A 12,811-nucleotide genomic window follows, 5' to 3' on the forward strand; every position below is an offset into this window, starting at 1 on the left:
AACGGGCAGCCGGCAGCTTTGTCCCGGCCTACTCGCCGGGAACGGGGCTGGCCGTCACCATGAGGGCGGCGAGGGCCATGCTCTCCAGCAGCGGGCGGGCCGACTTGACCGCGACCTTCCGGCCGTGGCTGCGGACCGAGTGCGGGGTGGAGTTGATGAGGCCGAAGGCGGCGTGGGCGCGCATCCGCAGCTCGGCGGCATCCGTACCCGCATGCAGCTCCTGCAGCACCTCCACCCAAAGCTCCACGTAGTTCCGCTGCAGGGTGCGCACTGCAGCCTGGTCGTCATCGGACAGGTTGCTGAAGTCGCGGTCCTGGACGCGGATGACGTCGGGATTGCTCAGGGCGAAGTCAACATGGAACTGAACCAGGCGGGCCAGCGCTGCGGCGGGATCGCCGGCGTCCGCCACCACCCGGCGGCCGCCGTCGAGGAGTTCCTGGCTGACGCTGAGCAACAGTGCGCCCAAAACGGCTTGCTTGCCGGCGAAGTGGCGGTAGACGGCGGGGCCGCTGACGCCTGCCGCGGCGCCCAGGTCCTCCAACGAAACGCGGTTGAAGCCGTTGAGCGCGAAGAGTGCGGCCGCTGAGGACAGCAACGCCTGGCGCCGGCTCTCTTTGGCCTGGCTGCGCTGGGTCGCCGGGCTGCGTTCGGTCGCCTGGCTGCGTTCGGTTGCCTGGGCCAGCTGGCCCGCCGGGCTGTTTTGGGTTGTCGGGTCGCGCTCGATGATCGGCACATTTCCTCCTTGGAACTGCAAATCCTAGCAATGCAAGCGCGTGTTGGACATCACAGTTAATAGAGACTAACCTAAATCTCAGTTATGCGGTACTAACCGAATTGCTCAGGACGGCCTCGCCAGGGCGTCCGGGAACGGAAGCAGTCAATGGAGACAATCGCCAACCAGGTGGACGCGTCAAGCGACGCCTTCGCCGCGAACCGCGAGGCCCAGCTGGGGCTGGCCCGCGAGCTGAAGGAGCGCCTCGCTACCGCCGCGCTCGGCGGTCCGGAGAAGTCCCGGGAACGCCACGTGGCGCGGGGCAAACTCCTGCCGCGCGAGCGCATCAACCAGCTGCTCGACGACGGCAGTCCCTTCCTGGAGATCGCGCCACTCGCCGCCAACGGCATGTACAACGACGACTCGCCCGGGGCCGGCGTCATTGCCGGGATCGGCCTGGTCCACGGCCGCCAGGTGCTGGTGATCTCCAACGACGCCACGGTCAAGGGCGGCACCTATTACCCGATGACGGTGAAGAAGCACCTTCGGGCGCAGGAAATCGCGCTGGAGAACCGGCTGCCCTGCATCTACCTGGTGGACTCCGGCGGGGCCTTCCTGCCGAAGCAGGACGAGGTCTTCCCGGACAAGGAGCACTTCGGCCGGATTTTCTTCAACCAGGCGAAGATGTCCGCGGCAGGAATCCCGCAGATCGCCTCCGTGATGGGTTCTTGCACCGCCGGCGGCGCCTACGTCCCGGCCATGAGCGATGAGACAGTGATCGTCCGCAACCAGGGCACCATCTTCCTGGGCGGCCCGCCCCTTGTTAAAGCCGCGATCGGCGAGATCGTCACGGCGGAGGAACTCGGCGGCGGCGAGGTGCACTCGAAAATTTCAGGCGTCACTGACCACCTGGCCGAGAACGACGAACATGCCCTGCAGATCGTCAGGGACATCGTTTCCACCCTGCCCCGGCCGGCCAGCCCCGCCTGGGAGGTGGACACCGCCGTCGAGCCCGTTGCGGACCAGGGCGAGCTGTACGGTGCCGTCCCCACGGACGTGAACGCCCAGTACGACGTCCGGGAAGTGATCGCCCGGCTGGTGGACGGCAGCCGCTTCCACGAGTTCAAGAAGAACTACGGCACCACCCTGGTCACCGGCTTCGCGAAGCTGCACGGCCACCCGGTGGGCATCGTGGCCAACAACGGCGTGCTGTTCAGCGAATCTTCCCTGAAGGGCGCCCACTTCATCGAACTCTGCGACCAGCGCGGCATCCCGCTGGTCTTCCTGCAGAATCTCTCCGGTTTTATGGTCGGCAAGGACTACGAGCAGGGCGGCATCGCCAAGAACGGCGCCAAGATGGTCACCGCTGTCGCCACGGCGCGCGTGCCCAAACTGACCGTCGTGATCGGCGGGTCCTTCGGCGCCGGCAACTACTCGATGTGCGGGCGGGCCTACTCGCCGCGATTCCTGTGGATGTGGCCGGCGTCGCGGATCTCCGTGATGGGCGGCAACCAGGCTTCCAGCGTGCTCGCCACGGTCAAGCGGGACCAATATGAGGCCCGCGGCGAGGAATGGTCCGCTGCCGACGAGGAAGCCTTCAAGGCCCCGATCAAACAGCAGTACGAGGACCAGGGCAGCCCCTACTACTCCACGGCCCGCCTCTGGGACGACGGCGTGATCGACCCCGCGGACACCCGCACCGTTCTGGGACTGGCGCTCGACGTCGTCTCCCGCACCCCGCTGCCGGAGACCTCCTTCGGCCTGTTCCGGATGTGAGCCCCGCTGTGACTGTTACCTCCACACCCACTAGTTCCACACCCCCGAAGCCGCTGTTCGGCACCGTACTCGTCGCCAACCGCGGCGAGATCGCCTGCCGCGTGATCCGCACCCTGCGGGCGCTGGGCATCCGTTCGGTGGCTGTCTATTCCGACGCCGACGCCGGTGCCCGCCACGTGCGCGAAGCGGACCTTGCCGTCCGGATCGGCCCGGCGGCCGCGGCCGAAAGCTACCTCAAGATCGAGGCCATCATCCAGGCGTGCCGCGAGACCGGCGCCGAGGCCGTGCACCCGGGCTACGGCTTCCTGAGCGAGAACGTCGACTTCGCCCGCGCCCTGGAAAAAGCGGGGATCATCTTCATCGGCCCGGGCGTCGAGTCGCTCAATGTCATGGGGGACAAGATCCGGTCCAAGAACCACGTGACCGGCTACGGCGTTCCCGTGGTGCCGGGCATCGCCCAACCCGGCATGACGGACGCGCAGCTGATTGAGGCCGCTGCCGGCGTCGGCTTCCCGCTGCTGATCAAGCCTTCCGCCGGGGGCGGCGGCAAGGGCATGCATATTGTCGAGCGTCCCGAGCAGCTGGAAGCCACCCTGGCCACGGCCCGCCGGGTCGCAGCCAGCGCCTTCGGCGACGACACCCTGTTCCTTGAGCGGCTCGTCACCACCCCGCGGCACATCGAGGTCCAGGTCCTGGCGGACAACCATGGAAACGTCATCCACCTGGGGGAGCGCGAGTGCTCCCTGCAGCGCCGCCACCAGAAGGTCATCGAGGAAGCACCGTCCCCGCTGCTGGAATCCCTGCCCGACGGCGCCGCCGTCCGAGCGAGGATCGGCGAGGCGGCCTGCAACGCGGCCCGCAGCGTCCATTACAGCGGTGCCGGGACTGTCGAGTTCCTGGTCTCGGACGACGCCCCGGACGAATTTTTCTTCATGGAGATGAACACGCGCCTTCAGGTGGAGCACCCGGTCACCGAAATGGTCACCGGAATCGACCTCGTCGAATGGCAGGTCCGGATCGCCGCTGGTGAGGAACTCACCGTCCGCCAGGACGACGTCGTGCTTAACGGACACTCAGTGGAAGCGCGCGTCTACGCAGAAATTCCGGAACGGAACTTCCTGCCGTCCACGGGGACAGTGCTCCAGCTCGACGAAGTTCCGGGCCCAAAGCAGCGGCCCAGCGCCCCCGCCCGCAATGAAGTCGAGACGGCATGCGGCCGCGTGCGCGTCGATTCGGCTCTTGTTCAGGGCCTTGAGATCTCCTCAAGCTATGACCCGATGATTTCCAAGGTGATCGCCTGGGGCAAGGACCGAACTGCCGCCCTGGACGCCCTGGACGGGGCGCTCGCCGGGTACACCGCGCTCGGCATCGATACCAACGTCGAATACCTGCGCCTGCTCATCAACGACGCCGACGTCCGGGCCGGCCGCCTCGACACCGGGCTGATCGAACGCAAGATGCCGGACTTCAGCTTCCGGCGGGTGGGCGATTTCGAGCTCGCGGCGGCCGGTCTGTACGCCGTGGCTATGGATGCGCAGAACAATCCGCTCGAGTCGGCGGGACCCTGGCAGCGCCGTGACGGTTGGCGTCTCGGCACGCATGCGCCTCGGATGGTCAGCCTGGGAACCTCCGATGGCGGCGTCGGAACTGTGGGCGTGACCGGCCGCGTGGCCGAGGGGCCGGTCTTCGTATCCCTCGGCGATGGGCGTCACTGCACGGCGTCGCTGAAGTTCCTCGCGCGAAGCTACGTCGAGGTGACGCTCGACGGTGAAGTGCGCGGCTACTCCCTGGCACCGGTCTACACCGGTTCCATCACCCCGAGCTGGGACAACCCAACCCCCGGGGCGCCCACAGAGCTCTTCCTCGGCAACGAGGGCTGGTCCTGCCGCCTCGAAGTGCTCAGCCGCGAGGCCCGGCTGGCCCGGGTCCTGGCGGCGATCGAGCGCGAGGAGGGCGCCACTGACCCGGCCGTGCGCTCGCCGATGCCCGGCACCGTGGTGTCCGTCAACGTCAGCAACGGCGCCACCGTGCAGGCCGGCCAGGTCCTGCTCTCAGTGGAGGCCATGAAGATGGAACACCAGCTCGTGGCGCCGCTCGACGGCACCGTGCACATCAGCGTCACGTCCGGTGACCTCGTCAAGGCGGACCAGGTCCTCGCGACCATCCACCCGCAAGAGCCCTCGAAGGCGGAGGACACGGTGGAAGAATCCGTCATCGCCATGGGCGCGGCAGAGTAGCCCCCGCATCAACCATTCAGTACGCCAACAGACCCTTCACAGAGTTAAGACAAGGAAGTCCCAACATGGCTGATTTTGAGCTCAGCGAGGAATACCAGGACCTCAGCAACACCGTCCGCGAATTCGCCGACGAAGTGGTGGCCCCCGTGTCCGCAAAACACGACGAGGAACACAGCTTCCCCTACGAGGTCGTCTCCCAGATGGCGGACATGGGGCTCTTCGGCCTGCCGTTCCCGGAAGAGTTCGGCGGCATGGGCGGGGACTACTTCGCGCTGGCGCTGGCCTTGGAGCAGCTGGGCCGGGTGGACCAGTCCGTGGCCATCACACTGGAAGCCGGCGTCTCCCTTGGTGCCATGCCCGTTTACCGGTTCGGCACCGACGCCCAGAAGGAGGAATGGCTGCCCTCGCTGGCTTCCGGCAAGGCGCTCGCCGGCTTCGGCCTGACAGAACCCGAGGCCGGCTCCGACGCGGGCGGAACCAAGACCACCGCCCGGCTCGAGAGTGGTGAGTGGATCATCAACGGCAACAAGGAATTCATCACCAACTCCGGGACGGACATCACCCGCCTGGTCACCGTGACCGCTGTAACCGCCAAGCACGAGCGGCAGGACGGCAGCGTCAAGAAGGAGATCTCCACCATCCTGGTACCCACCAACACGCCCGGGTTCAAGGCGGAGAAGGCCTACAACAAGGTGGGCTGGAACGCCTCGGACACCCACCCGCTCACCCTCAAGGACGTCCATGTGCCGGAGGCGAACCTCCTCGGCGAGCAGGGCCGTGGCTACGCAAACTTCCTGTCCATCCTGGACGAGGGCCGCATCGCCATCGCGGCACTTGCCACGGGAGCGGCACAGGGCTGCGTGGACCTGTCTGTGAAATACGCCAAGGAACGCAGCGCATTCGGGCAGAACATCGGCAAGTACCAGGCCATCGCGTTCAAGATCGCCCGCATGGAAGCACGGGCCCACACCGCCCGGCTGGCCTACTACGACGCCGCCGCCAGGATGCTGGCCGGCAAGCCGTTCAAGACCCAGGCGGCCATCGCTAAGATGGTCGCAGGTGAGGCAGCCATGGACAACGCGCGGGACGCCACCCAGGTGTTCGGCGGCTATGGCTTCATCAACGAATTCACCGTGGCACGGCACTACCGCGACTCCAAGATCCTTGAAGTAGGGGAGGGCACCACGGAGGTCCAGCTGATGCTGATCGCCCGCGAACTCGGCCTTTAGCTTCCTGCCAAAGAGCACCGCAGGGAGCAAAACAGGGAGCAAATCAGGAAGGATCGACGATGATTGACAAGGTTGTTGCCAGTGCCGAGGCCGCGGTTGCCGACATCCCCGACGGTGCCTCGCTCGCCGTCGGAGGTTTTGGACTGTGCGGCATCCCGGTTGCCCTGATCGACGCCCTCCACCAGCACGGAACCACTGGCCTGGAAACCGTCAGCAACAACTGCGGCGTGGACGACTGGGGGCTCGGGATCCTGCTGAAGGACGGCAGGATTCGCCGCACCATCAGCTCCTACGTCGGGGAAAACAAGGAATTTGCCCGGCAGTACCTCTCCGGGGAACTCGAGGTGGTCCTCACCCCGCAGGGCACGCTCGCCGAGAAACTCCGCGCCGGCGGCGCCGGCATCCCGGCGTTCTACACGCCTGCCGGTGTGGGAACCCAGGTGTCCGACGGCGGCCTGCCGCAGAAGTACGACGCCGACGGCACGATCGCCATCGCTTCGGCGCCCAAGGAGGTCCGCACCTTCAACGGCGCCGACTACGTGCTGGAGGAATCGCTGACCCCGGATTTCGGCCTGGTCCACGCCTGGAAGGGCGACCGGCACGGGAACCTTGTCTTCCACGCCACGGCCATGAACTTCAACCCGCTGTGCGCCATGGCAGGGCGAATCACCATCGCCGAGGTTGAAGAACTGGTGGAGCCGGGCGAGCTGGATCCCGAACATGTTCACGTTCCCGGCATCTTCGTCCAGCGGGTTGTCCTCGCACCCCAAGGTGAGAAGCGCATCGAAAAGCGGACGGTCGCAGTGTCCGCCGACGGCAACCCGTCCCGAGGGACCGGACAGCAAGCAACTGCCCAGCAAGCAACTGACCACCAAGCATCCCACCAGGCAGGAGCATAGCCGTGGAATCGAACAGCACCCCGGGTGCCCCGCCCCGCCCCGAAGCCGTCCGCCACGAATACCGGCGGTCCGCCGTCGGACATCCCGAGGGCACCAGCCCCGAAACTAAGGGCTGGACCCGGAATGAACTGGCCGCCCGGGTGGCCCGCGAACTCCGGAACGGCCAATACGTCAACCTCGGCATCGGGATGCCAACACTGATCCCCAACTACATCCCGGCGGGCATCGAAGTGGTGCTGCACTCGGAGAACGGCATCCTGGGCGTGGGGCCGTACCCCGGCGAGGACCAGGTGGATCCGGACCTGATCAACGCCGGCAAGGAAACTGTCACCGTGAACAAGGGCGCCGCGTTCTTTGACTCCGCCGCCTCGTTCGGCATGATCCGCGGCGGCCACGTGGACGTTGCCGTGCTCGGTGCCATGGAAGTGGCCCAGAACGGGGACCTGGCCAACTGGATGATTCCGGGAAAGATGGTCAAGGGCATGGGCGGCGCCATGGACCTGGTCTTCGGCGCCAAGAGGGTGATCGTGATGATGGAGCACGTGGACCGCAACGGAAAACCCAAAATCGTGCAGCAGTGCACCCTGCCCCTCACCGGTAAGGGGTGCGTGGACCGGATCATCACCGACCTCGCCGTGATCGACGTCGTCACCGAAGGCGGTTCCTCCCGGCTCGTCCTGCGCGAACTGGCCCCGAACGTGACGGCTGAGGAAGTCGCCGCCGCCACGGGTGCGGAACTGTTCGAAGAGGACCAGGAACTGACGGTATGACCACTGCCGACAGGGTTTCGACGGACTCAACCACCGGCAGCCCCCGCGTCGTTGAACAGCGGGGCCTCTACTACGACGAGCTTGAGGAAGGAGTGGTCTACGCCCACCGCCCGGGGCGGACGGTGACCGAGACGGACAACGTCCTGTTCACCACCATGACCATGAACACGCAGGCGCTGCACCTGGACGCTGCGTGGAGCGCCGGCCAGCCGTTCGGACAGAGGCTGGTGAACTCGATGTTCACCCTGGCAACCGTGGTGGGGCAGTCCGTTCCGCAGCTCACCCAAGGCACCATCATCGCCCAGCTGGGACTGACCGACGTGTCGTTTCCGCATCCGCTGTACCACGGCGACACCCTCTATACGGAGACGGTCATCACCGGCAAGCGGATGTCGGCGTCGCGGCCGGGGCAGGGAATCGTGACCATGCAGCACACGGGCCGGAACCAGGACGGCGTGGTGGTTGCCCTGGCGTCGCGGAGCTGCCTGATGTGGACGCGCGAGGCGCACGCTGCCGCGCAGAAAGATGCCGCCCAGAAAGATGCCGCGCAGAAAGAAACCGCGCAGAAAGAAACCGCGCAGAAAGAAACCGCCGAAAAGGGGACAATCAAAGCATGACTTTCCTGATGGGTCCCGCCCTGCTCTTCTGCCCCGCCGACCGTCCCGAGCGATACCAAAAGGCCGCGGAGCGTTCCGACGCCGTGATCGTGGACCTGGAAGACGCCGTCGCTCCTGCCGACAAGCAACGCGCCCGCGGCGCCATCCTGGCCCAGCTCGGCGCCACCGGCGACGTTCCGGAGCTGGACCCCAGCCGGACGATCATCCGGATCAACCCGGCCGGCACGGAAGAGTTCGAGAAGGACCTGCACTGCCTCAAGCACACCCCGTACCGCCACGTGATGCTGGCCAAGGCCGAAAACGCCGGCCAGCTCAAGGCGCTGGAGGACTACAGCGTCATAGCGTTGTGCGAAACCGCGTTGGGGATTGTGAACGCCGCAGCCATCGCCGCCGAACCCAACGTGGTGGGCCTGATGTGGGGTGCCGAGGACCTGCTCGCGTCGCTGGGCGGGACCTCCAGCAGGAACGACGACGGCGGCTACCGGGCGGTGGCGCTGCATGCCCGGTCCACCGTGCTGCTCGCGGCCGGGGCCTTCGGCAAGGAAGCCATCGATGCGGTGTACGTCAACATTCCGGACCTTGACGGGCTGGCAGCTGAGTCACGCGACGCCGTCGCCTCGGGATTCGGTTCAAAGGCCTGCATCCACCCCAGCCAGGTGTCCGTGGTCCGGGAAGCGTACGCCCCTGCGGAGTCGGACGTCGCCGCGGCCAGGGAACTCCTGGCGGCCGCCGCTGCTGCCGGCAGCGGCGTGTTCCAGTTCAACGGAAAGATGATTGACGGCCCCATCCTCAAGCACGCGGAATCCACCCTGCGGCGGGCCGGCCGCTAGCAACGCGTTTCGAGACGAAAAGCCGCAGGCCGGGAGTCGTTGGACTCCCGGCCTGCGGCTTTTCCGTGCTGTTCCGGTCATGGACTGCCGGCAGGCGTTACCCGGCCTTCACTGCCAGCACCGGGCAGTCCGCCTCAAGCAGTATCCGTTGGGACGTGCTCCCCAGGATCAGCTTGCCTACCGGCGTGCGGCGGCGCAGGCCAATCACAATCAGATCGGCATGGTGCTCCTCCGCGGCATCCAGTACCTCCAGGGCCGCATCATGGCCCCGGACCGGCTGCTTGATCACGTGGTCAATGCCCTGGTTAGCGAGCCGGTCCTCGATGCTCTGGATCTCAGGTTCCTGTGCGTACCGGTTATCCACCAGCGCATCACCCTTCGAGGAGTTGATGACCAGCAGCCTGCTGTTGCTTTTCCGCGCCTCGGCGATGGCCTGGGCCAGCGCTGCTTCGCCCTCGGGTGTCGGGACGTATCCCACCACGATCGTCATGGTTGCTCCTTGTTAGCTGTACTTGTTTGTCACTGGGTCATCGTGTGGCCGGGCTAACCGTCGCCGTCGCCGTCGCTGTGGCCGTCGCCGGACGAACCGTCGGCACGGTGGCTGGCATGGCTGACGCTGCCGCTAACTTCCCGCGGTTCGGTTGCGCCGGAAGTGGCGGGAAGCAGTGAGCTGCGCGCCGGGCGGTTCCGGCGGATCAGCTTGAGCAGCAGCGGCCAGAGGAGGATGATCGCCACGATGACCCAGATCCCGACGGCAATCGCTTCGCTCCACAGTCCGGCCGGATTGCCGGCGCTGAGCTGGAGGGTCTTGCGTAGCTGGCCTTCGAGGCGCGGCCCCAGGATCACGCCCAGGATCAGCGGCAGCACGGGCAGTCCGAAGCGCCTCATCATGAAGCCCAGCGCGCCAAGCACCAGCAGGATGACCAGGTCAAACGCCTGCAGGTTCACCGAATAGGCGCCCAGCGTGGCAAAGAACAGGATCCCGGCATAGAGGTACGGCCGCGGGAGCTGCAGGAGCTTCGCCCAGACCGGTGCCAGCGGAAGGTTGATGATCAGGAGCAGGAAGTTGCCGATGAAGAGGCTGGCAATCAGCGCCCAGACCAGCGGCCCCTCGCTGGCGAACAGCTGCGGCCCGGGCTGGATGCCGTAGGACGTGAATGCTGCCAGCATGACGGCGGCCGTGGCGTTGGTGGGAAGGCCCAGGGCAAGCATGGGGGTCAGCGTGCCCGCTGCCGCGGCGTTGTTGGCGGCTTCCGGTCCGGCAACGCCCTCAATGGCGCCGTGGCCGAATTCCTCGGGGTGCTTGGAGAGCCGTTTCTCCGTGACGTAGGACAGGAAGGTGGGGATCTCGGCGCCGCCTGCGGGGAGTGCTCCGAAGGGGAAACCGAATGCTGTACCGCGGAGCCAGGGTTTCCAGGACCGCTTCCAGTCGTCTTTGCCCATCCAGGGTTGTCCGACAGGGATGATGTTCATCGGAGTGCGGCGCAGGTGAGCCGCCACCCACAGTGCCTCTCCGACGGCGAAGATGGCTACGGCCACCACCACGATGTCCAGGCCGTCGGCCAGGAGCGGCATCCCGAAAGTGAGGCGTTGCTGGCCGGTGACCGAATCCATGCCCACAAGGCCGATTGCCAGGCCCAGGCCCAGGGACGCGAACCCGCGCAGCCGGGAGGACCCCAGCACGGCGGTGACGGCCAGCAGGGCGAGCACCATGATCGCGAAGTAGCTGGGTGAGCCCAGGCTGACGGCGAACTGGACCACGATCGGCGCGCAGACGGCGAGCAGCGTGGTACCGATGGTGCCGGCCACAAAGGAACCGATGGCGGCGGTGGCCAAAGCCTGTGCCGCCCGCCCGGCTTTCGCCATCTTGTTGCCCTCGATGGCGGTGACCACCGATGACGACTCGCCGGGTGTGTTGAGCAGGATGGAGGTGGTGGAGCCGCCGTACATGCCGCCGTAGTAGATGCCGGCGAACATGATGAAGGCGCTGGTGGGCTCCAGGGCGTAGGTGACCGGAAGCAAAAGGGCCACGGTCATGGCCGGGCCAAGGCCCGGGAGGACTCCCACGGCAGTGCCGAGGACCACGCCGATGACGGCGTAGAGGAAATTCATGGGGGTCAGCGCGGTGGCGAAACCGTCCATGAGGGAGGAGAAGACGTCCATTAGAGAATCCCTTCCAGCAAGCCCGCGGGCAATGCGATGCCAAGGCCCAGGAAGAAGCCGTAGAAGGTCAGGATGGACATGGCCAGGGAAATGAGGCCGTCACGGACGTAGTGCCGTCCGCCGAGGGCCCATACGCTGCCCCAGAACAGCACGGTTCCGGAAATCACCCAGCCGGCCCAGTCGATGAGCAGGATGTTCGCGATGAAGGCGCCCACCAGGGGGAGTACGGTCTTCCAGTCCGCGGGGTGCGCCAGGTCAACGTCCTCGCCGCCTTCCGCCTCGCCCTTGCCGCCGCGCAGTACATTCACTGCCAGCAGCACGGCGCAGACGACGAGCAGGCCGGCCACGATGAAGGGAACCGTTTTGGGACCCACAGGGTCCGACTTGGAATAGGGTGTCGCCAGGCCGTAGGCGTCGAGGAAGACCAGGACCCCGGCCGCCCCGAGCAGGAGGGCGACCCCCAGCTCGGAGCGGCCTTTGAGCCGTGAGGCCACCGTTGGTGAGGAACTCACGCCAAGCCAAGCTTCGTGAGGACGTCCGCCACCCGCTTGTCCTGCTCCGTCAGGAAGGTCTTGAATTCGTCACCGGTGACAAAAGCATCGGTCCAGCTGTGCGTCTTCAGCGTCTCCTTCCAGGCAGCGGTACCGTGCATCTTCTCGATGGCTGCGATGAGGGCTGCCTTGTCGGCGTCGCTGATGCCCGGAGGGGCAACGATGCCGCGCCAGTTCGTGAAGACCAGGTCGATGTTGGATTCCTTAAGGGTGGGGGCGTCAACGCCGTCCAGCCTCTCCGCGCCGCTGGTAGCCAGCACGCGGACCTCGCCCGATTCGATCTGCTTGAGGTACTCACCGGCGCCGGAGGCAGCAAAGCCGAGCTTGTTGCCGAGGATGGCCGGGAGCAGGTCGCCACCGCCGTCGTAGGAAACAAAGTTGACCTTGGTGGCGTCGATCCCCACGGCTCCTGCGAGCTGCATGGGCAGCAGGTGGTCCGGGCCGCCCGGTGAGGAGCCGCCGCCGACGGCGATGGAACCCGGGTCGGCCTTCCAGGCCTTCACGAGGTCGTCGATGGTCTTGTAGGGCGAATCCTTGCTGACCATGATGGCGCCGGGCTCTTCAATGAGCTTGGCCAGTGGCGTGGTGTCCGTCAGCTTGGACGCGGACTTGTTGGTGTAGCTGGCGCCCACCACGCCCAGGCCCATCAGCATGGTGAGGTCGCCGTTGCCCTTTTCGTTGACCACGCGGGCCAGGCCCACGGTGCCGCCGGCACCGGCGAGGTTGAAGACTTCGGTGTTGGTGGCGATCTTCTCGTCGTCGAGAACCTTCGCGGCGGCACGCGCGGTGGTGTCGTAGCCGCCGCCGGGCGTATTGGGGACCAGGATCTGCAGCCCGGTGACGGGGCCGGCAGCGGCGCTGGAGCTGCCGCTCGTGGAGCTTTTGCCGGTTGCACCGCAACCGGTGGCCATCAGGGCGATGCCGGCAGCGACGGCGGCAATTCGCAATGCGCGGTTCTGGCGCATGGGGTTCCTCTTCTCAGTAAAGTTCTTGGTAACGCTAGTCAGCAAAACTGACCGGTGCTCTG

General features: G+C 66.4%; 12 protein-coding genes. 7 read left to right on the top strand and 5 right to left on the bottom strand.

Translation table 11 applies throughout. The features are described 5' to 3' along the window. Window positions 1-28: 28 nt before the first annotated feature. Entirely contained in the window at window positions 29-682 is a 654-nt protein-coding gene (locus tag TV39_RS07110; RefSeq protein ID WP_043480267.1) for an SACE_7040 family transcriptional regulator, read from the bottom strand. Between the two features lie 198 nt (window positions 683-880). On the opposite strand from TV39_RS07110, the gene TV39_RS07115 reads away from it, so the two are divergent. The 7 genes from TV39_RS07115 (at window position 881) to TV39_RS07145 (ending at window position 9,070) form a co-directional block, all read left to right on the top strand. Then, window positions 881-2,488 carry a carboxyl transferase domain-containing protein gene (locus tag TV39_RS07115; RefSeq protein WP_043480046.1) on the top strand — a complete coding sequence of 536 codons (1,608 nt, stop codon included), beginning with the start codon at window positions 881-883 and terminating at the stop codon, window positions 2,486-2,488. 8 nt (window positions 2,489-2,496) lie between these two features. Continuing rightward, window positions 2,497-4,725 (top strand): ATP-binding protein, encoded by a 2,229-nt coding sequence (locus TV39_RS07120; RefSeq protein WP_043480269.1) that lies wholly within the window; start codon window positions 2,497-2,499, stop codon window positions 4,723-4,725. A gap of 65 nt (window positions 4,726-4,790) precedes the next feature. Next, entirely contained in the window at window positions 4,791-5,954 is a 1,164-nt protein-coding gene (locus TV39_RS07125) for an acyl-CoA dehydrogenase family protein (protein ID WP_043480048.1), read from the top strand. 59 nt (window positions 5,955-6,013) lie between these two features. Continuing rightward, window positions 6,014-6,853: a CoA transferase subunit A gene (locus TV39_RS07130; protein WP_043480049.1), complete on the top strand. Its 840-nt coding sequence runs from the start codon at window positions 6,014-6,016 to the stop codon at window positions 6,851-6,853. Between the two features lie 2 nt (window positions 6,854-6,855). Next, a complete protein-coding gene (locus TV39_RS07135) occupies window positions 6,856-7,623 on the top strand; it encodes a CoA transferase subunit B (RefSeq protein WP_043480051.1) in 768 nt (255 codons plus the stop codon). Continuing rightward, window positions 7,620-8,240 (top strand): MaoC family dehydratase, encoded by a 621-nt coding sequence (locus tag TV39_RS07140; RefSeq protein ID WP_235347302.1) that lies wholly within the window; start codon window positions 7,620-7,622, stop codon window positions 8,238-8,240. The genes TV39_RS07135 and TV39_RS07140 overlap by 4 nt, the downstream gene beginning before the upstream one ends. Beyond that, a complete protein-coding gene (locus TV39_RS07145) occupies window positions 8,237-9,070 on the top strand; it encodes an HpcH/HpaI aldolase/citrate lyase family protein (protein ID WP_043480052.1) in 834 nt (277 codons plus the stop codon). Before TV39_RS07140 ends, TV39_RS07145 begins: the two co-directional genes overlap by 4 nt. Window positions 9,071-9,167: 97 nt before the next feature. Here the strand turns inward: TV39_RS07145 and TV39_RS07150 are convergent, their stop codons facing one another. From TV39_RS07150 to TV39_RS07165, 4 genes are read right to left on the bottom strand one after another with little or no spacing between them, the layout of a single operon-like run. Then, on the bottom strand, window positions 9,168-9,560 hold the full coding sequence (locus TV39_RS07150; RefSeq protein WP_043480054.1) for a universal stress protein: 393 nt from the start codon (window positions 9,558-9,560) through the stop codon (window positions 9,168-9,170). 53 nt (window positions 9,561-9,613) lie between these two features. Beyond that, window positions 9,614-11,233 carry a tripartite tricarboxylate transporter permease gene (locus tag TV39_RS07155; RefSeq protein ID WP_043480056.1) on the bottom strand — a complete coding sequence of 540 codons (1,620 nt, stop codon included), beginning with the start codon at window positions 11,231-11,233 and terminating at the stop codon, window positions 9,614-9,616. Beyond that, on the bottom strand, window positions 11,233-11,745 hold the full coding sequence (locus tag TV39_RS07160) for a tripartite tricarboxylate transporter TctB family protein (RefSeq protein ID WP_043480058.1): 513 nt from the start codon (window positions 11,743-11,745) through the stop codon (window positions 11,233-11,235). The genes TV39_RS07155 and TV39_RS07160 overlap by 1 nt, the downstream gene beginning before the upstream one ends. After that, on the bottom strand, window positions 11,742-12,749 hold the full coding sequence (locus TV39_RS07165) for a Bug family tripartite tricarboxylate transporter substrate binding protein (RefSeq protein ID WP_043480059.1): 1,008 nt from the start codon (window positions 12,747-12,749) through the stop codon (window positions 11,742-11,744). Before TV39_RS07165 ends, TV39_RS07160 begins: the two co-directional genes overlap by 4 nt. Window positions 12,750-12,811 lie beyond the last annotated feature (62 nt).

This window comes from Arthrobacter sp. SPG23 (assembly GCF_000876655.1).
Taxonomy (GTDB): domain Bacteria; phylum Actinomycetota; class Actinomycetes; order Actinomycetales; family Micrococcaceae; genus Arthrobacter.